Genomic DNA, 19,870 nt, shown 5'->3' with positions numbered 1-19,870 from the left:
GTTATTTGTTAAACTTTCAAAAACTAAGGCAATGAACAAGATGTTCTGTACTTTGTTTTAATTGTGTGACATTATTGAAATTGGCACTTCTTTTTTTCTTTAGAAAATTTATAATGTATTCATTAAAAACTTCTTTTTCTTGATCATTGAGACTTCCGTCATCATAAATTTCAAATTTGATTTCATTGTTCTGATCCAAAATCAAACTGGCAAAAGCATTAATCTTATTGTTTTTTTTACTGAGAAGAAAGGGAATGCCAAAAAGCATTTTATCTTCAGTTTTTTCACAACTATTTTGACTAAAGATGTTTTGTAGCGCCTCCATGTCAAATATATAAACCTCTCTAAATTTTGTTTTTTCCTGTGTTGATGCTGTAGACTCCATATCTTTTTTTAGCAAAATTATTGCGATTCTAGATTTGGGTACAGACACAGAAAATACTTTTTTTAAGGATACAGATTAAAAGTAATACTTTATTTTGAAAAACAGAGTATAAAAGAAAACCCTCAAACTTTTTGTTTGAGGGTTTTGAATATTTTTAAATCAAATTAATGATTAGTAAATTAAATAAAGAAAATCTGTTATTTGTTCTCCTGATCAAGTTTATCAATATCAGAAATCTGATCCAATATATTGGTTTGATTTGGCGAAATATAGTTTTTTGTTTCAGTTGGAGTTTCTTTTTTAAAAAGTATATCTAAAGCATTATACAATTTTAATAAAACATCTTTGTCTTCTTTTTTAATATCTAAAACATTATTAAAATTGAAAACATAATTATTCGAATTACGTACTTCTACTTTTATCGTTTTCGATGTGATTTTAAATTTAACTATATCCATTTGATTATAAAATGCTTAGTTTGTAAAATGCTGTTTTTGATGGTCTGATTTAGAATATTAAGTTGCAAATCTAATGCAAATTACAAATACTTATAGATAAAAAAAACACCACTTTAAAAAAAAAGTGGTGCTTTACCTTGTAGCGAGGACGGGAGTTGAACCCGTGACCTCAGGGTTATGAATCCTGCGCTCTAACCAACTGAGCTACCTCGCCTGGACTGCTATCATGAATTCCTGATTGCGGGTGCAAAGATAGAAATAATATTAAAGCTTGCAAGCATAAAATGAAGAAAAAAAAATATTTTTAAAAACGCATTGTTTTTGGACATATATTCTTATATTTCCAAAAAAATTAAAAGTAGCACATGGAGTCAAAAATACGTTACGAAATAGAGTTTCCGATCAATTCTTCACCGCAATTATTGTATCAATATATATCAACTCCGTCAGGTTTACAAGAATGGTTTGCTGACAATGTTAATTCAAGAGGAGAGTTTTTTACATTTATGTGGAATGATTCACAGGAAAAAGCACGTCTAGCATCTAAAAAATCTGGCGAAAAAGTAAAATTTAAATGGGTTGACGAAAGCAGTAAAGACACTGATTACTTTTTTGAACTTCATATTTTAGTTGATGAATTGACTAAAGATGTATCATTAATGGTGGTTGATTTTGCGGAAAAAGAAGAATTAGGAGAAGCTAAACAATTGTGGGAGAATCAGATTTCAGACCTAAAACATCTTATAGGTTCTGTTTAGTAAAAGTCTATTTTATACCTTATATTTGCCCTGAACAAAATTCAGGTTTTTTTTATGATTAATTTTAACGGAAACATAGCAAAGGAAGATAATATATTAACTCTAAACCGTGCTTTCTTGTATGGTGACGGCATATTTGAAACAGTAAAAATTGTCAACGGAAAAATCTTGTTTCTTGAAGATCATTATTTTAGATTGATGGCTTCCATGCGTGTGGTTAGAATGATGATTCCTATGGATTTTACAATGGAATATTTTGAAGAGCAGATTTTAAATTTGGTTAATCAATTAAACATTGCTTCTTCAGCAAGAGCCAGAATTACTGTTTTTAGAAAAGATGGAGGTTTGTATCTTCCTAAAACAAATGACATTTCGTTTTTAATAAATGCTATTTCTCTTGGAAATAAAGCATACAGTATAAATGCAAACGAATACGAAGTAGATTTATATAAAGACTTCTATGTGACAAAACAATTGTTATCGTCTCTTAAAACGACTAACAAGATGATTAATATAACAGGAAGTATTTTTGCAGACGAAAATGGTCTTGCTAACTGTATTTTATTGAATGACAGTAAAAATGTAGTAGAAGCACTTCAAGGAAATATTTTTATGGTTTTGGGGAATAAATTGATCACACCACCAGTTTCAGAAGGAGCTTTAAACGGAATAATGCGTAAACAAATTTTAGCTGTGGCTAAGAAAATAGAAGGCATAGAGGTTTGCGAAGAAATAATTTCGCCATTTGATCTTCAAAAAGCAGACGAATTATTTCTCACAAATGTAATCACAGGGATACAGCCGATAACTAAATATCGTAAAAAGGAGTTTAAAGCGAATCTGGCTCATTTATTAGTGCAGAAACTAAATGAATCCATTTCTGAAAATTAATTCAGATATGGATTTTCAGGTGCATTAGACCAAATAAGATAATCGCCTCCAAGTTCTATAATCTGCTCTTTCCAAAAATGGGTAGTAGATTTTCCGATAATTTTATTTTTATAATTATTATCAGCAATGATCCAAGAGTTTCCCTGCATTTCATTTTCAAGCTGATTTTCGTCCCAGCCAGTGTAACCTAAGAAAAAGCGAATGTTATTTTTGCTGATAGCACCGCTGTTTATAAGGTCTTTGGTGGACTCAAAATCGCCACCCCAATAAATTCCGTTCGAAATCTCAACACTGTTTGGGATTAGTTCAGGAATATTGTGAATGAAATAAAGATTGTCTTGTTCTACGGGACCTCCGTTATATATCTTAAAGTTGGCCTCAATTTCTGGTATTAAGTCACTAATAGTATATTTTAATGGCTTGTTAATTATAAAACCTATTGATCCTTCTTTGTTATGGTCTGCTAATAAAATTACCGATCTGTTAAAAGATAAATCTCCAATTATTGAAGGCTCGGCAATAAGCAGGTGTCCTTTTTTTAATTTTTCTGAAATCATACGGTTACAATTTTTATTAAATTTAATCATAAAAAAATTAAAATCACAAAAAAAATCGTTAAACCGCATAAAAAAACCTTCCATAAGGAAGGTTTTAATTATATTGTAAGTTTAGAGAACTTTCTTACTTAGTTCACTGCACCTTCTAATTCAGCACCAGCTTTGAATTTTACAACATTTTTAGCTGCGATTTTGATTGTTTTTCCTGTTTGAGGGTTTCTACCATCTCTAGCAGCTCTAGAAGAAACTGACCAAGATCCGAAACCTACTAATGAAATTCTTCCACCTTTTTTCAAAGTTGTCCCTACATTACCTAAAAAAGACTCTAAAGCTAATTTCGCCGCAGCTTTTGTAATTCCTGCATCAGCAGCGATAGCATCGATTAATTCTGATTTGTTCATAATAATTAGTTATTAATTGTTGGTTAAAAAAAATTGTTAATACACAAATTTAGTAGGAAATCCGTTGCGTGCAAGTCTTTTCTTTAATTTTAGCAAAAATTGTTAATAACTTGCTTTTTTTGTTCATAAAGAATGTTATTCATCGATGAAAATCAAGTACAAACCCCTGTTTTACTGATGTTAATAGACTTTTGCAGCATCTGAAAAACTCACTCCATTTAATATTTCTGAGGCAAGCATTCTCTTTTTTCCTGGAAATTGTAGACTTAATAACTGAATAAAACCCTCTTTTATTGCAATCTTGATTTCTTTTTTACTGCTAATTAGTTTTCCAATCTCATAAGAATGGGACTCTGAGACCAGTTTTGCTTCATAAATTTTAATGTTAAGTTCCTCATTTTGATCTTTTAAAAAACACCAAGAAGCAGGATACGGACTCAAACCTCGAATCAGATTATTGATTTCTGTTCCAGATTTTGTCCAGTCAATTTTGCAGTTTTCTTTGTTTAATTTGTAAGCTGTTTTTATATCGTCGTTATCTTCTTGAATCGTGGTTGTTACATTTCCTGTTTCAATAACTTTTAAAGTGTCAATAACGGTTGTACTTCCTAAATGCATTAAACGATCATGTAATTGCCCTGCTGTTTCTTCTGGTTCGATTGCAATTTCAGAATTTAAAATCATCGCACCAGTATCGATTTTATCATCAATAAAGAAAGTGGTAACCCCAGTTTTGGTTTCTCCATTTATAATGGCCCAGTTAATAGGGGCAGCGCCACGATAATTTGGTAATAAAGAAGCATGAAGATTAAAAGTGCCTAAACTTGGCATTTCCCAAACTACTTTTGGTAACATTCTAAACGCTACTACGATTTGTAAGTTGGCGTTTAAAGCTTTTAATTCGGCTAAGAAATTCTCGTCTTTTAAATTGGTTGGCTGTAATAAAGTAAGATTGTTTGCTAAAGCATATTCTTTTACAGCCGAATATTTTATTTTTTGCCCGCGTCCTGCTGGTTTGTCTGCAACTGTAACCACGCCGACAATTTCATAGTTATTTTTAATAATGGTATCCAAAATGCCAACAGCAAATTCTGGCGTTCCCATAAATATAATTCTCAATTTCTCCATTATGATTTTAAAGTGTATTTATTATTCGCTTGTATAATGATATGATTGTTTTCGAGTAATTCCTGAAGAACCGAAATAATGTCTTTTGTATCCATTTTGATTTGGGTTTCAATTTCTCTCGAAGTCAAAGAAGCTGTTTTTAAAAGTGATAAAATTTTATCAGCAATCGAATCTGCTTCTGTAATTTTTCCTTTTTGGGTAATGCAGTATGAACAAATACCGCAGTTTTCGTTGGTTTCTTCTCCAAAATAATTCAAAACCAATCTGTTTTTGCAAGTTTTGGTGTCTTTTATATAATGTAAAACAGAATGAAGCTGTTCTTTTTTAACTTGATTTTGTTTCTCTAAATATTTTGAAACCCTATTTATAGTAAGATCGTCTTCGCGGACTTCATTAAATAAAATAGTAGCGTCGTTGTTTTTGGATTTGTACTCGATAATTTCCTTTTCCTTTAGTTTTTCTAAAACCGCAACAACTTGTTCTTCGGTATGATTAGATTTTTTAGCAATCAGTCCTAAATTCAGATTTGATTTTACTTCATAAACACCAGGATAGGTTCTCAAAATGGCCAGCATAATTTCTTCATCATTTGGATTCAGACTCATGTATCGAATTACCTCTTTAGATTCAATCAAAAACTGAACATTAATTTTTTCAGAAAATTCCTGCGACATGGTAATAATTCCCTGCTGACTCAAAAACTGCAAAGCATTATAAGTTTTTAAAGTAGGGAAGTCGTATTTATTGCAAAAATGATTCAATTTAAACGAAAAAGATTCATCTAAACCCTCTCCGTAAGCAATTTGGAAATAAGTACAGAGTTTGATGTACATCGTTTTGAGAAACTTCTTGTCTGGAAGTACATTAATAAACTGTTGTTCCGTCTGGATCATATCTGAATTATTGTAAAGCAAAACCGAAAAAGCTTTAGCGCCATTTCGTCCCGCTCTACCAGATTCCTGATAATAATTTTCTAAGTTTTCCGGAAGCTGTGTATGAATAACCGTTTTAACATTGTCTTTGTCAATTCCCATTCCAAAAGCATTCGTTGCCACAATCACTTGTGCTTGCTGTGACATCCATAACTGCATGTTCTTGTCTTTTTCTTTTGCCGAAAGTCCGCCATGATAATACGTCGAAGTGAATCCTAACGACTGTAATTGTGAAGACATGTTTAAACAAGACTTTCTATTTCGGACATATATGATAGAAGGCTGTGGATTCTTTTTGAGAATTTGTTCCGTTCTGTACAATTTATCTTCCACTTCAAAAACCATATAAGCAATATTTTTTCTCTCAAATGATTGCTGAAAATGTTTCGGATTTTTTAATTCTAACTGCGTTCTGATATCTTCAATAACCCTGGGAGTTGCTGTTGCAGTTAAAGCCAGAAAAGGAATTTTAGGAAAGAATTTCTTTAGTTCAGAAATTTTAAGATAGGCCGGTCTAAAATCATGGCCCCATTGCGAAACACAATGCGCTTCATCAATAGCAATTAAATTAATTGGAAGATTTTTAATGCGCTCGAGAATCCAGTCCGATTGTAATCTTTCTGGCGACATGTATAGAAATTTATAATTTCCGTATTGACAATTGTCCAGTAAATCTATGATTTCTTCAGTGTGAATACCGCCAGTAAGTGCAATAGCTTTAATTTCTCTTTTCTGAAGATTCATTACCTGATCTTTCATTAAAGCTATCAAAGGCGAAATAACGAGACAAATTCCTTCCTGCATCATAGCGGGAACCTGAAAACAAATCGATTTTCCACCTCCCGTCGGAAGTACGGCAAAAGTATCCTGTCCTTCCAGAACCGAATCGATAATTTCTTTTTGCAACGGTCTAAAACTGTCGTGTTTCCAGTATTTTAGAAGAATATCCTGCGCTCCGAGCATTGCGTAAGTTTTAAAGTTAAAAATTTAGAAAACAGCTTCTAGTTTTACAACTTTAAAACCTTTTGCTAAATTTTGTCTAAGATATAAAGAATTCTGTTTTCAACCGTATCTTTTGGGACTTCAATCAGTTCGTACCCATATTTTTTATAGGTCTCGATAAGATGTTCCTGAATTTTAACTGCTTGTTCAAAATTTTCATAACGCTCTGCATCACTTTGGTAAATTTCTTCCCAAGGCGGCAGAATAAAAGTTTTAGAATATTTATAGTCTTCGCAAGCCTTAGTAAAACGTTCTGGATATTCGTCTCCAATATAATCCATATACGCCACAACATCGGGAATTCCGCGGTCAATAAAAACGACATTATCAGGTTCTTCAAGAGCATTTTTGTACTGTTCGATACGACCTTCCAAAAGCATTTCGCTAAACAAAAGTGGCTGTTCCAGAAACAGTTGCTCAATGCCTTCCTGCTGCGCTTTCATGGTAACCTGTCTAGAAATTTCAGGATAGCAGCAAAAGCCACGAGCTACCAATTCGTTAATAAGTGTTGATTTTCCAGTACCAGGACCGCCAAGTAAGACTATAATTTCTTTTTGCACTATTCTAAAAATAAAGCGCAAATTTACCTAAACTTATTTATAATTAAAAAGAATATTTACTTGAAGCGAAAGATTTGGCATTTTTAGTAGGTATGGGTTCCTGCTTTCGGCTATATCTTTTATGGTCTCGTTAGAAAAAAAACGAGACCATAAAAGGATACCGCCTCAATCAGGGCTAGGAGAGAGACATGGTTTTGTTTTTGGAATTATTTATACGATGATTCCTCCTGCAAGGTTTTCAAAACCTTGTAGGTATATTTAGATATTCAATTTTATATGTTTCGTTCCGATGGAATTTCTGTTAATGTTCGATAAAATTCAACGGATTAATCCCGATAGCTATCGGGGGGTGCTACAAAATAAATCGTTCCTTTGGGGCTTTAGCAAAAGAGCCGTTGGCTCGATCAATATTGTATGGCCGAATTTTAATTCGTCCATCAAATAAAAGTCTGAGATGTAAAGAAACGTAGGTTCGGCTTATATTTTATACCTACAAGGTTTTGAAAACCTTGCAGGAGGCAAATGAACTACTCACAAAACAAATATCCACAAGAACTTTTCCCTTTTTTAGAAGGCTCAATCAAATGCGACTCAAATTTCTTTCCATTCAAAACATCATTTGCAAAATTCAAAACATATTGTTGTCCTTCATGAAAAAGATAACCAGAGAATTCATGTCCGCCACCGCAAAAAGTAATTAGTTCAATGTCTTTATGTAAATCTTTCATCTGGTTGTAAACCGCATAAGAACCAAAAAGAATCAGCCAGCCTGAAGCATTTGTTGGACAAGAACGATGTGAACCCGCACTGTATGGAACTGTATCATCATTGCTTCCATGCGCCAATAACATCGGAATAGCTTTATCTTTCGTAATCAAATTAATATCCTGAATGGCTCCCGAACCGCCAATAAAACCTTTATATTTAAAATTTTCAGGCAAATTATTTTTGTATAAATTCATTAGTTTATAATCCCAAAACGAAGCATGAAAACCAATTTCAGCGCCTGCGCTAATTCCAGAGATAAAGATTTTTGAAGTGTCCAAATTATATTTATCAGCATTTTCAATTAAAAAAGAGGTCGCTTGCCACATATCGCTCACGCCAATCTGAATTGCTTTTATTTTTTCAGTCAAAGTTCCTTTACATCCAAAATCTTTTCCTTTCATATATAAACTATACGAAATACTCGCAACGGCATAACCGTTTTGAGCCATAAATTTTCCGAAGTCTTTCTCACTTGTGCGCTCTCCGCCAGAAAATCCTCCGCCAAAAGCAAACATAATTAGAGGGATTTTGTCGCCAGCTTTTTTCTTTGGCAGATATAAATCTAAATCCAGTTTTAAAGTATCGTTTTGGAAATAAGTTAGTGTTTTGACTTCTTGCGCTTGAATGTTGTTGAGTATAAGAACGATAAAAAGTAAAAGGAGTTTTTTCATTATAGTATTTTTTTAATCTCGCAAAGTTGCTAAGATGCAAAGTTTTCGCAATTTTTGTCATTTCGACGAAGGAGAAATCTTCACGAGAAGCTCGACAAAGATTGGCGAAAATACCGTGAGGAGTTACTTACGGAGATTTGCTTCGCCAGTTCGCTATCGCTCGAGTCTCCTTCGTCGAAATGACAAACAGTACTTTGTATGCTTCCTTCTGAGAAACTTTTCGAGAAATATTTTAAGTATTGTTTTTCTCAAATATAACAGTAAATTTTACAAAGAAATAATCTTCGATTGCTTTTTTCTCTGCACCTTTGCGCCTTTGTAACTTTGTCCCTTTAAAACAAAGTTTTAAGCCCAAAAAAAATCTAAAATCTAAACTCAAAAGTCTAAAATCAAAACCGTATATTTGCGTTTATTTTTAATTACGAATGGAGAACGATAAAGAAAAAAATACAGCCGAATTTTACGAAAGATTAAAATTAGAGCTTGATAACGCAAACACTTGGCCAGCAGAATATTTATATAAATTTATTGTGCCTTCTGTTGCAGACAATGTGGAGCGTGTTGAAAAAGCTTTTGATCGAATGGGAGCGGTTATTAAAACAACAAAATCTAAAACAGGTAAATTTACCAGTGTTTCTATAGATGTTACGATGCACAGCTCAGACGATGTGATTAGTAAATACAAGGAAGTTTCTACAATAGAAGGTATAGTTTCATTATAACTTATGATCGAAAAATATAAAAGAGAAGCCGCAAGTGACGTTGTCTATAATTTAGAATACAATTCTGAAAGACAACGATTAATTATTCCGGAGTATGGTCGTCATTTACAAAAACTGATCGATCAGGCTACTGCAATCGAAGATGATGAAACGCGCAACAAAGCAGCGAAATACATTATTCAGGTTATGGGAAGTTTGAATCCGCATTTGCGTGACGTGCCAGATTTTCAACATAAACTTTGGGATCAGCTTTTTATTATGTCTGATTTTAAACTGAATGTTGAATCGCCATATCCGATTCCATCAAGAGACGTTTTGCAGTTAAAACCAGAGATTTTACAATATCCGCAGAACTTTCCAAAATACAGATTTTATGGGAATAATATCAAATACATGATTGATGTTGCCAATAAATGGGAAGAAGGAGAGATGAAAACGGCATTAGTAATGGTTATAGCTAATCACATGAAAAAATCTTTCTTAAGCTGGAACAAAGATACCGTGAAAGATGATGTGATTTTCGAACATTTATATGAGTTATCAGGCGGAAAAATCAATTTATTGCACAGTACAGAAGAGTTGTTGAATACAACAGATTTAATGCGTACCAATAAACGCATGTCTAATAAAACAGCTTCTGGTGCGCAGCCAAAAATTCAGAATAACAACAAAAACAACAACAACAACAACAACAACAACAACAAAGGCGGTCAAAAAAAGACATTTCAAAAAAACAATAATCAAAAATAAAAAAAGTTACTTAGACGCTAAGTTTCTAAGATGCTAAGTTTTTTACTTAGAGTCTTAGAATCTCAGAATCTTAGAAACTTTGAAAGAACCTTAACAAAGATCTATGGGAATTTTTAAAATCGAAGGAGGAACTCCTTTAAAAGGAGAAATCACTCCGCAAGGAGCAAAAAATGAGGCATTACAAATTTTATGTGCCGTGCTTCTAACAGGAGAGAAAGTAAAAATTAATAACATTCCTGATATTATAGACATCAATAAATTAATCACTTTGCTGGGTAATTTAGGGGTAAAAATTCAACGTAATGAACCAGGTTCTATTACATTTCAAGCTGATGAAGTTAATGTTGGATATTTAGAAACCGAAGCTTTCAAAAAAGAAGGTGGAGCGCTTCGTGGTTCTATTATGATTGTTGGGCCTCTTTTAGCTCGTTTCGGAAAAGGATATATTCCAAAACCGGGTGGAGATAAAATTGGACGTCGTAGATTAGATACGCACTTTGAAGGTTTTATTAATCTTGGAGCAAAGTTCAGATATAATAGAGAAGATCATTTTTATGGAGTGGAATCTCCTGCTGAAGGTCTTCAAGGAACAGATATGCTTTTAGACGAGGCATCTGTAACTGGAACCGCAAACATTGTAATGGCTGCAGTTTTAGCAAAAGGAAAAACTACTGTTTACAATGCAGCCTGTGAACCATATTTACAGCAACTATGTAAAATGCTGAACTCTATGGGGGCAAAAATTACAGGAGTTGGTTCAAACTTATTGACTATCGAAGGTGTTGAAAGCCTTGGTGGTTGCGAGCACAGAATTCTTCCTGATATGATCGAAATTGGTTCTTGGATTGGTCTTGCGGCTATGACAAAAAGTGAAATCACAATCAAAAATGTAAGCTGGGAAAATTTAGGTTTGATTCCAAATACTTTTAGAAAATTAGGAATTACAATCGAAAAACGTAACGACGACATTTACATTCCAGCTCATAAAAACGGATATGAAGTAAAAACAGATATCGACGGTTCTATCTTAACAATTGCTGATGCACCTTGGCCAGGATTTACACCTGACTTATTAAGTATCGTTTTGGTTGTAGCAACACAGGCAAAAGGAGATGTTTTAATTCACCAAAAAATGTTCGAAAGCCGTTTATTCTTTGTGGACAAACTGATTGATATGGGAGCAAAAATCATGTTATGTGATCCGCACAGAGCTGTGGTTATGGGGCATAATTTTGAATCTCAATTAAAAGCTACAACAATGTCTTCTCCTGATATTCGTGCGGGAATTTCATTGTTGATTGCGGCGCTTTCTGCAAAAGGAACAAGTACTATTCAAAATATTGAGCAAATCGACCGTGGATATGAGCGTATCGATGAGCGTTTAAGAGCAATCGGGGCAAAAATCGTGAGAGCTTAAAAGTTGATAGCCACGAATTCACGAATTCAAATCGTCAAAGATTATAAAAAATAATTTGTGAATTCGTGGCTAAAAAAAAAATAGTCTAAATGACAAACGAACAAAAAGCTATAAAAGCTACTATTTTTAGTATAATAGGAAACACCTGCCTGGCCTTGATAAAAGGATTGGCAGGTTTTTTTGGCAATTCTTATGCCTTAATTGCTGATGCAATCGAATCAACTACAGATATATTCTCGTCTTGTCTGGTTTTATTCGGAATTAAATATTCTAATAAACCGGCAGATGAAAATCATCCTTATGGTCATGGTCGTGCTGAACCTCTAATTACTTTTTTGGTGGTTGGGTTTTTAATAACATCGGCCACAATTATTGGATACGAAAGTATTGCCAATATTGGAACTTCACACGATTTACCAAAATCTTGGACATTGTATGTTTTGGGAGCCATTATTATATGGAAGGAATATTCTTTTCGTTTGGTAATGAAACGAAGTAAACAGACCAATAGTTCTTCTTTAGCGGCAGACGCATGGCATCATAGAAGCGATGCAATAACTTCTGTAGCGGCTTTTATCGGAATTTCGATTGCTTTAATAATGGGGAAAGGCTACGAATCGGCAGATGATTGGGCTGCTCTTTTTGCTGCATTTTTTATTTTATATAATAGTTATAAAATTTTCAGACCTGCGCTTGGCGAAATTATGGATGAAAACCTAAACGATGACTTAGTAGAAGAAATTCGCGTTGTAGCTCTGACAGTTCCTGGAATTTTAGGAACAGAAAAATGTTTTATCCGTAAAGCAGGAATGCGTTATCATGTTGATTTACATGCGATAGTTTCAGCTGCAATTTCGGTAAAAGAAGGGCATGATTTGTCTCATAAACTACAAGACACTTTAAAAGAAAAAATTCCGCAGTTAGGAAATGTTTTGATTCATATTGAACCGGATGATTATCATTGCTAAAGGTGCTAAGGTTTTGAGATGCTGAGATTCTAAGTTTTTCTTTAGCATGTAAATATCATTTCCTTGAAATCATAAAAAAACTGCTTAATTTACAATCTACTTTAACAAGATTGTAAATTAAGCAGTTTTTTAGTTAGAAAATCTTTGCGCGGCCTTCTCCCGAAGCTTCGGAATCGCTCAGCCTGACAAAAATTAGTATTAAGCACTAAACGAAAACTTAGAATCTTAGCATCTCAGCATCTTAGTATCTTAGTCTAACGCATTCAAAATCTTCAGCCCAAATACAACACCATTTTGCTGAACTCCTCCTTGATAAGAATGCACATAATCTACGCGGAATAATTTGAATTTTCCGAAACCTAAATTGTCTAAACCAATTGTATATTCTGTATAAGGTTTTCGGTCTGGGATTGCCAAAGAATGAAACCCGATATTCATTGTCGATTTTAAAAGATTCAATAATGGAATTTTATTCATTACATATCCGTTATCATTGTGTTCCAGATGCATTTCAAGATAACTGTCATTCGTACTGTTGGCATAATAAGGCATTAAATTGAAAACATTTAAGTAACGTCCCGTCGTTCCAACATGAGTTTGATTTCCGTTGAAATGTCTGTAATCTATAAAAGCAATATTCTCGGCATTAAAGAATTTTCCAGCTCTGAAATTCATGCCTAAAGTGCCTTTGTTATTTAAGTTTAAATCATATTGAAGAGAAGCTCCAATTCGTTCAAATTCGTATTTCTTTTCACTTGCTGCAAAAGCTTTTTCGAAACCTAAAGTTAAAGTAGGATATCTATCGTCTTTAAAATTATATCTTCCATCAGGTCTTGAAATGTATTTATTGCCAAAATTAATTCGTGCATTAATCCCTGTTTTAAACAAATGATGTTGTTCAAACGGAGCGATGGTGAAGTCATTTGGATCTAAAGGATTGTTGGAAGAATACAAATCGTCTCTTTTAAAGAAAGAATAGTCGGTTGTGTTAAAGAGCGGTTTTCGCTGTTCGTAAGCCACTTTCGCAAATAAATTAACGCCATTTGATACGTCTTGGGAATAATTAACTTGTGCATATTCTAAGTTGTACAACTTCATGTAATTATCTTTAAAGAATAAAGAACTTACAGAATTGACCAGTTTTGTAATGGGTTCTGAGCTATTAAATTGAGCTACTTTTGTTCCTCCGGAAGCCCCAATTGTAGCATAATTTATATTGTTGAATTTATGCGAAAAATATCCAGTTGCTCTAAAACGTTCGTCTGAAAAACCATAATTAAAAGTGGTTCCAATTGAAGTTGATTTTCCTTTCTCTTCATTTTCTTTTTTAAATGAAAAACCGGAGTCTAAATTGAATCCCTGAACAGTATTGAAACTTAAAGAAGCAATATTCAATAAACCTTGATAATTGAAGGAATATTGTTTGAAGGTATTTTTATAGTCATAACCCATCAAAATATCCCAAACTTTAAATTTGTTGTTTTTGGCATCTATAGAGTCCGTATATTTTTTTGATTTTCGAATGACTAAGAGGCTGTCTTTTTTTGTATAATCGTTGCTTTCTTCTATTGTTAGCGGAATGGGGCGAATTTCATTCCAAAAGGCATTGTCTTTTTTATTGGCATTGGCTTCAAAAGAAACAATTTCATTTCCAAACGTTTTCTTTTCAAAAGAAGCAGGAAACTCATAATTAGAATATACATAATTAAAGTTTCCAGAAAATTTTATTCCAAAAAGACCAGCTGTAAAAGAAAGTGTCTGGGCGTTTTTAGACCAGATTTTATTTTTTGCATTATAACTGAAACTCTGTGTTAATGACATTGTTTCGGTGAATTCGTTTTTCATTCGATAACCTTTAAGATCTAGATCGATGGCATAGATCGCAAAACTATCATCTACAATGTAAATATAACCTTCAAAAACAGGTTCTTTATCTCGTTTCGGAATGATCTTTATTTTATAAATCTGCTTATTGTTATCATCATAAAAACTTCCTTCTAATTTGTATTTGTAATAATTGAAAGCATTATCGGCAATAGGAGAAATCATTTTGACATCAAAATCTAAAGTATTGTCATAGAAATCATAAGTAGACAAAGCAGCTGTATTATAGCTATAGCCTCGGTTATTTCCAGAAATTTTAGAAGCAATAATTTTCTCTTTTAGTTTGGCTGGTTTTTCAAAAGCAATTTTAGAAACCGTTTCAGATAAATACAAAATCCCTGATCCTGTTGAATCCAAATTGGAAGCCATGTCAGCACCAAGATCTACTTTTTGACCTAGAATTTTTTTAGGAAGATCTTTGACTTTAAACATTCCTTTTGAATAGAAATCGGCTGTAAATCTTCCTGTTTTATCTGAGTTTTCTTTTTTGTTTACTATGGCACTTTTGATTATAGCATTGGCAGGATTGTTTTTGGGATCAATTACAACTTCGTTTAAGGCAAAACTTTCTTCTACGAGTTTTACGTCCAAAGTAACGTTTTTGGAATCTGGGGAAACCGTTATTTTTTGTGTTTTAAAACCTAAATATTGAAATACAATTCGGTTTTTACCAATTTCTTTTACTTGTAATTGATATTGTCCCTGTTCATTTGAAGTGGTTCCTCTATAAGTTCCTTCTTCAAAAATGGAAACAAACGGAAGCGGATTTCCCTTTTCATCGGTTATAGTTCCTTTGATTTGGGCGAAATTAGAAATAGAAAAAATTAAAAAGGCAAGTAGCGTAAAGTTTCTCATGTAAGTAGTTTCTCTTACAAAAATAGAATAACTTAAAAACGAGCTTATTAATAATTTGTTAAATTAAAATAAGTGAATTGATGAACTTAGGAGTTCTGTTATTTAGGGAACGAATTTGATTATCAAGCTGAGCGAAGTCGAAGCTTTTTACAGTAGATGAGTCCTTCGATTTCGCTCAGGGAGACGATATTTATAAAAAAGATTGAATTGCTAATTCGTAACTTTTTAATCCGAAACCTAGAATAACCCCTTTTGCATTTCCTGATAAGTATGATTGATGTCTGAAACTTTCTCTCGCATAAGTATTAGAAATATGAACTTCGATAACTGGAGTCGTTACGGCTTTCATTGCATCACCCAAACCAATTGAAGTATGAGTATAAGCTCCTGCATTCAAAATAATTCCATCAAACGAAAAACCAACTTCCTGAATTTTTCCAATCAATTCGCCTTCAATATTGCTTTGATAATAAGAAAGTTCAATGTTTGGGAATTTTTGTTTCAACGTTTCAAAATAATCTTCAAAGGTCTGGCTTCCGTAAACTTCTGGTTCACGTTTTCCTAAAAGATTCAAATTTGGGCCATTGATAATGCAGATTTTCATGTTTAATTATTTATGTTGAGGTATTTTATTGAAGTTGACATTGACTTTTGATATTGCCATTGAATTGTGTAAAAATAAAAAAACCGCTCTAATTAATAGAACGGTTTTTATAAAAGTATGTGATATTCTTTTAGAACATGTAACCAGCTGAAAGTTGGAATACAGAGTTTTTAAAGTCAGCTTCTTTTGAAATTTCAGTTAAACCAATTCCGTAACGAGCTTGAACAAAAAGACCGCCAACAACTTTTAATCCTAAACCTGCATTAAGAGAAAAATCAAATGTTTTTGGATCTGCAACGTCAAATTCTTTTTTATTGCTTACAAGAAATGAAGCTTGTGGACCAAGTTCTAAGCTAAGAGATTTAGTCATATAGATTTTTGCCATTACTGGAATAGCAATATAGCCCATTTCATTTTTAAATTCAGAAAAAGCATCTTTATAAGTCGCTCCTTGTGTAGTATACAAAAGCTCAGGCTGAATGGAGAATTTTTCTAATAATTTAAGTTCTGCCACAAGACCTGCATGGTAACTTGTAATACCTTCTTTGTCAACTGAAATTCCATTAAAGTCAGAACCTCCAGTTTGGTTAGCAAAGTTAACCCCTGCTTTAACCCCGATTTGTACAAATTGTGCATTCATCGTTGCTGATGTTGCTAGGAACAATACAGCGGCTACAATTATTTTTTTCATAAAAATGTTTTTTAAATTTTTGGTATTTAAATGTTATTCTAAAGTTCAAAACTACATATTTAGCATTTTATTGCCTTATAATTTAGATTAAATAATTACTAAAATTCCCACTATATTTTGTTTTTTGAGTAGTTAGACGACGATTTTTTAAGGTATGGCGTTGATTATCAGGTTTCTTTTTGAGTATTTTTTTATGTCTTATTTTGATATTTTTTAGACTTTTGGAGGATTTTTTTTTGTAGGCCTAATCTTAGTTTTGATCTCAATAATTAAAAAATATAAACATGAAAAAAATTGTTTTAGCTGCTATTGCAGTAATGGCTTTTGGATTTGCTAATGCACAAGAACAAACAGCAAAAGGGAAATGGTTAATTGAGGCTAATACAGCTTTTGGAGCAAAAACTGGTAATACAGCATTTAGTTTGACTTCGGTTGATGGAGACACCTCTTGGAATGTTGGAGCAGAGGGAGGTTATTTTGTTGCAGATAATTTGGCTGTTAAATTAGGTTTAGGTTATGGAGATGATGGTGATTCTAGTATTTTCTCGTACAAGGTTGGAGCAAAATATTATTTATTGAATAAATTTCCACTTGAAGCTTCTTATACAGGAGTTAGTATAAAAGATGTTGATCATAATCCTTCTTTTATTGGACTTCAAGGAGGATATGCCTTGTTTCTTGGAAATAATGTTTCTATTGAACCAGGTTTAAGATACAATGTAACGACTAATGAAGATTATGGGAAAAGCTTTTTGCAATTCAACGTTGGATTTGCATTACACTTCTAAAAATTAATTTGTTAATTTTTTTAAAGAGCCTTTTCAGTATTGAAAAGGCTTTTTTCTTTTTCTTTTTTTGAGGATTTAAAAACAAATTGATCTACAGTTAACAGTATCTATACTTATTACTATTTTATTTGTTAAAAACCAAATTAGTTTTTATGAAGAATATTTTTATATTTGGTTAAAATTTAACCAAAACAAATTAAGATGAAGAAAATTATTTTATCTGCCATTGCTTTAATGGCATTTGCATTTACCAATGCTCAAGAAACTAGATTTGGGGTAAAAGGAGGTTTAAACATATCTTCTTTAGTTGGAGGAGATGTTGATGATACAAAAGCTTTAATAGGATTTCAAGTAGGTGGTTTTGCAGAAATTAAAATCATTGAAAGGTTATCTATTCAGCCAGAGCTTTTATTTTCAACTCAAGGGACTAAAGTTGACGGTTTTGGAGGGCAAGACGAAGACTGGAAATTAAACTATATTAATGTTCCTGTATTGGCAAAGTTTTATGTAACAAAGCAATTTACTGTTGAGGCAGGTCCGCAAATTGGATTTTTAGTTTCTGCTAAAGCTGATGGAAATGATGTAAAAGATAGTTTTAAATCTGTAGACCTTGGGTTCAATTTTGGAGCAGGTTACAATTTTACAGATAATTTCTCTGCTGGTATTCGCTACACAGTTGGTTTGTCAAATGTTCTTGATTACAATGTTGATGATTTTGATGAGTACTACGATAGTCCAAAGAACAGCAACTTAGCGTTATACGCTGCATATAGATTCTAAGCTTTCTTGATAAGTATAACTAAAAGCCTTTCATTGTGAAAGGTTTTTTTTGTTATAAGTATTTTTATTGTTAAAATAAAATTAGTATATCGTAAGTAAATTTTTATATTTGACTCAATTAATTTAACCAAAAACAAAAAAATGAAAAAAAATATTTTAACTGCAATTGTAGTTATGGCATTTGGATTTGCAAATGCACAAGAAGTTAAGTATGGAGTTAAAGGTGGTTTGAACTTGTCAAGTTTGTCAGGTGATACGGAAGGGATGGATTTGAAGTCAAAATTTGGATTTCATGCGGGTGCTTTCGTTGAAATAAAATTTTCTGAGAAATTTGCATTACAACCTGAGCTTTTGTATTCTACTCAAGGAACTAGATTTGATGATATCGAATTAGATGGATATGAAGCTAAAACATGTTTTAACTTAGATTATATCAATGTGCCGGTTATGTTTAAATATTTTGCGGCGGAAAAGTTCTTTGTTGAAGCTGGTCCGCAAATTGGATTTTTAACTTCAGCAAAAGCAAGAATAAAGGTAGATGATCTAAATGTTGATAATAAACAAGATATTAAAGAAAATTTTGAATCAATTGATTTTGGGTTGAATTTTGGAGCAGGTTACGAATTTACCGAAAATATATTTGCAAGCGCCAGATATAATTTAGGTTTGGCTAATATTGCTAAAACTGAAGCTGGTGATGATTCAAAAGTTCACAATGGTGTTTTTTCATTATCAGTAGGATATAAATTTTAATCAAGATTTTAAAATATAGAAAAAGACCTTCCTCTAAAAAAGGAAGGTTTTTTTATGCCAAAAAATCACTTACTTTGTAAATATGAATTGGAGCAGATATATTAAAGATTATCAGTCGTATTTAAGGATAGAAAGAGGTTTGTCTAAAAACACGATTGAAAACTACAGCTTTGATATTGAACGTCTGTGTCTTTTCTTAGAAACCAATCAAATAGATGTTTCTCCAATTAAAATTTCCGATGAAACATTGCAACAGTTTATTTACAGTGTTGCAAAAGAAGTAAATCCAAGATCTCAGGCACGTATTATTTCGGGACTGAAAAGTTTCTTTAATTACTTGGTTTTTGAAGATTACAGAAATGATAATCCTTTAGAATTAATTGAAGCCCCTAAAACAGGTCGCAAGCTGCCAGATACCTTGTCTCTTGAAGAAATTGATAATTTAATAGATGCAATTGATTTAAGTACCAATGAAGGTGAGCGAAATAGAGCAATTCTTGAAACATTATATGGTTGTGGACTTCGTGTTTCGGAATTAACAACTCTTAAAATTTCTGATTTGTATTTTGATGAAGGTTTTATTAAAATTACAGGTAAAGGAAACAAAGAGCGATTTGTGCCAATTGGCTCATTAACCCAAAAGTATATTGATATTTACAGAAATGCCGTGCGATCAAATCAAACGATTAAAAAAGGCGCTGAAGATACCCTGTTTCTCAATAGAAGAGGAAATCAATTAACAAGAGCCATGATTTTTACGATCATTAAAGATCTCGCTCAAAAAATAGGTTTGAAAAAAAGTATAAGTCCCCATACACTACGACATTCTTTTGCTACACATTTACTTGAAAATGGAGCAGATTTAAGGTCAATCCAACTAATGCTAGGTCACGAATCAATTACAACAACAGAAATTTATGTGCATTTAGATCGCAGTTTCTTGAAAGAAGTGATGTATAGTTTTCATCCAAGAAAATAATTTTTTAAATGTTACGTTTGTTTTGTTGGAAAAATTTATATATTGTGTTAAAAAGTTGTTGTAATAAAAACAATATCGAAATAAGTTGTGATTTTTCTCTCTTTTTTGAAGAAAAAAGTCTGAATATTTTATTTACATAAAAGAAGTAGTATATGGTTTTTGATTTAT

The 19,870-nt window shown here is 32.5% G+C and carries 21 protein-coding genes and 1 tRNA gene; 10 read left to right on the top strand and 12 right to left on the bottom strand.

The window, feature by feature from the left end:
• Positions 1–16: 16 nt before the first annotated feature.
• The 3 genes from GSY47_RS01370 to GSY47_RS01360 form a co-directional block, all read right to left on the bottom strand.
• A complete protein-coding gene (locus GSY47_RS01370) occupies positions 17–400 on the bottom strand; it encodes a hypothetical protein (RefSeq protein WP_179008090.1) in 384 nt (127 codons plus the stop codon).
• Positions 401–582: 182 nt separating this feature from the next.
• On the bottom strand, positions 583–843 hold the full coding sequence (locus GSY47_RS01365) for a hypothetical protein (RefSeq protein ID WP_179008093.1): 261 nt from the start codon (positions 841–843) through the stop codon (positions 583–585).
• A gap of 140 nt (positions 844–983) precedes the next feature.
• Positions 984–1,057 (bottom strand) — tRNA-Met (locus tag GSY47_RS01360).
• A 151-nt stretch (positions 1,058–1,208) separates the two neighbouring features.
• Between GSY47_RS01360 and GSY47_RS01355 the strand changes: the two genes are divergently transcribed.
• Both GSY47_RS01355 and GSY47_RS01350 read left to right on the top strand, forming a co-directional pair.
• Positions 1,209–1,601 (top strand): START-like domain-containing protein, encoded by a 393-nt coding sequence (locus tag GSY47_RS01355; RefSeq protein ID WP_179008185.1) that lies wholly within the window; start codon positions 1,209–1,211, stop codon positions 1,599–1,601.
• Between the two features lie 54 nt (positions 1,602–1,655).
• Positions 1,656–2,492, top strand: coding sequence for an aminotransferase class IV (locus GSY47_RS01350; RefSeq protein WP_179008187.1), 837 nt, complete (start codon positions 1,656–1,658; stop codon positions 2,490–2,492).
• On the opposite strand, the gene GSY47_RS01345 is transcribed toward GSY47_RS01350, so the two are convergent.
• The 6 genes from GSY47_RS01345 to GSY47_RS01320 all read right to left on the bottom strand — a co-directional run bounded on the left by GSY47_RS01345 (position 2,489) and on the right by GSY47_RS01320 (position 8,511).
• Positions 2,489–3,049, bottom strand: coding sequence for a YqgE/AlgH family protein (locus GSY47_RS01345; RefSeq protein WP_179008189.1), 561 nt, complete (start codon positions 3,047–3,049; stop codon positions 2,489–2,491). The genes GSY47_RS01350 and GSY47_RS01345 overlap by 4 nt on opposite strands.
• Before the next feature lie 128 nt (positions 3,050–3,177).
• Positions 3,178–3,450 carry an HU family DNA-binding protein gene (locus GSY47_RS01340; RefSeq protein WP_219071075.1) on the bottom strand — a complete coding sequence of 91 codons (273 nt, stop codon included), beginning with the start codon at positions 3,448–3,450 and terminating at the stop codon, positions 3,178–3,180.
• Between the two features lie 180 nt (positions 3,451–3,630).
• The gene (gene fmt, locus GSY47_RS01335) at positions 3,631–4,578 is read right to left on the bottom strand and encodes a methionyl-tRNA formyltransferase (RefSeq protein WP_179008191.1); all 948 of its coding nucleotides are present in this window, start codon (positions 4,576–4,578) and stop codon (positions 3,631–3,633) included.
• A complete protein-coding gene (locus GSY47_RS01330) occupies positions 4,578–6,473 on the bottom strand; it encodes a RecQ family ATP-dependent DNA helicase (protein ID WP_179008193.1) in 1,896 nt (631 codons plus the stop codon). The genes fmt and GSY47_RS01330 overlap by 1 nt, the downstream gene beginning before the upstream one ends.
• 65 nt (positions 6,474–6,538) lie before the next feature.
• Complete coding sequence (locus tag GSY47_RS01325; protein ID WP_179008195.1) at positions 6,539–7,072, bottom strand: AAA family ATPase; 534 nt, start codon at positions 7,070–7,072, stop codon at positions 6,539–6,541.
• Between the two features lie 527 nt (positions 7,073–7,599).
• Positions 7,600–8,511: a carboxylesterase family protein gene (locus GSY47_RS01320; RefSeq protein WP_179008197.1), complete on the bottom strand. Its 912-nt coding sequence runs from the start codon at positions 8,509–8,511 to the stop codon at positions 7,600–7,602.
• 425 nt (positions 8,512–8,936) lie between these two features.
• Between GSY47_RS01320 and GSY47_RS01315 the strand changes: the two genes are divergently transcribed.
• The 4 genes from GSY47_RS01315 to GSY47_RS01300 all read left to right on the top strand — a co-directional run bounded on the left by GSY47_RS01315 (position 8,937) and on the right by GSY47_RS01300 (position 12,368).
• On the top strand, positions 8,937–9,233 hold the full coding sequence (locus tag GSY47_RS01315; protein WP_179008199.1) for a DUF493 family protein: 297 nt from the start codon (positions 8,937–8,939) through the stop codon (positions 9,231–9,233).
• Positions 9,234–9,236: 3 nt separating this feature from the next.
• Positions 9,237–9,983 (top strand): DUF4290 domain-containing protein, encoded by a 747-nt coding sequence (locus GSY47_RS01310; RefSeq protein ID WP_219071074.1) that lies wholly within the window; start codon positions 9,237–9,239, stop codon positions 9,981–9,983.
• Positions 9,984–10,086: 103 nt separating this feature from the next.
• A complete protein-coding gene (gene murA / locus GSY47_RS01305) occupies positions 10,087–11,400 on the top strand; it encodes a UDP-N-acetylglucosamine 1-carboxyvinyltransferase (RefSeq protein WP_179008203.1) in 1,314 nt (437 codons plus the stop codon).
• An 89-nt stretch (positions 11,401–11,489) separates the two neighbouring features.
• Positions 11,490–12,368, top strand: coding sequence for a cation diffusion facilitator family transporter (locus GSY47_RS01300; RefSeq protein ID WP_179008206.1), 879 nt, complete (start codon positions 11,490–11,492; stop codon positions 12,366–12,368).
• Between the two features lie 249 nt (positions 12,369–12,617).
• On the opposite strand, the gene GSY47_RS01295 is transcribed toward GSY47_RS01300, so the two are convergent.
• The 3 genes from GSY47_RS01295 to GSY47_RS01285 form a co-directional block, all read right to left on the bottom strand.
• Complete coding sequence (locus GSY47_RS01295) at positions 12,618–15,107, bottom strand: DUF5686 and carboxypeptidase regulatory-like domain-containing protein (RefSeq protein ID WP_179008208.1); 2,490 nt, start codon at positions 15,105–15,107, stop codon at positions 12,618–12,620.
• Positions 15,108–15,297: 190 nt separating this feature from the next.
• Positions 15,298–15,711, bottom strand: coding sequence for a type II 3-dehydroquinate dehydratase (aroQ, locus tag GSY47_RS01290; RefSeq protein ID WP_066035150.1), 414 nt, complete (start codon positions 15,709–15,711; stop codon positions 15,298–15,300).
• A gap of 130 nt (positions 15,712–15,841) precedes the next feature.
• Positions 15,842–16,402, bottom strand: a complete 561-nt coding sequence (locus GSY47_RS01285; protein ID WP_179008210.1) for a porin family protein — start codon at positions 16,400–16,402, stop codon at positions 15,842–15,844.
• 284 nt (positions 16,403–16,686) lie between these two features.
• Here GSY47_RS01285 and GSY47_RS01280 point away from each other — a divergent pair, with 284 nt between their 5' ends.
• The 4 genes from GSY47_RS01280 to xerD all read left to right on the top strand — a co-directional run bounded on the left by GSY47_RS01280 (position 16,687) and on the right by xerD (position 19,702).
• Entirely contained in the window at positions 16,687–17,190 is a 504-nt protein-coding gene (locus GSY47_RS01280; protein WP_179008211.1) for a porin family protein, read from the top strand.
• Between the two features lie 201 nt (positions 17,191–17,391).
• Positions 17,392–17,970 (top strand): porin family protein, encoded by a 579-nt coding sequence (locus tag GSY47_RS01275; RefSeq protein WP_179008213.1) that lies wholly within the window; start codon positions 17,392–17,394, stop codon positions 17,968–17,970.
• Between the two features lie 141 nt (positions 17,971–18,111).
• Positions 18,112–18,723, top strand: a complete 612-nt coding sequence (locus GSY47_RS01270; RefSeq protein WP_179008214.1) for a porin family protein — start codon at positions 18,112–18,114, stop codon at positions 18,721–18,723.
• A gap of 82 nt (positions 18,724–18,805) precedes the next feature.
• Positions 18,806–19,702: a site-specific tyrosine recombinase XerD gene (xerD, locus tag GSY47_RS01265; protein ID WP_179008216.1), complete on the top strand. Its 897-nt coding sequence runs from the start codon at positions 18,806–18,808 to the stop codon at positions 19,700–19,702.
• Positions 19,703–19,870: the final 168 nt, after the last annotated feature.

The organism is Flavobacterium quisquiliarum (assembly GCF_019308285.1).
Classification (GTDB): Bacteria; Bacteroidota; Bacteroidia; order Flavobacteriales; family Flavobacteriaceae; genus Flavobacterium; species Flavobacterium quisquiliarum.
Note: the sequence above shows the minus strand (reverse complement) of the source record. Positions and strands in the feature narration are given on the sequence as shown.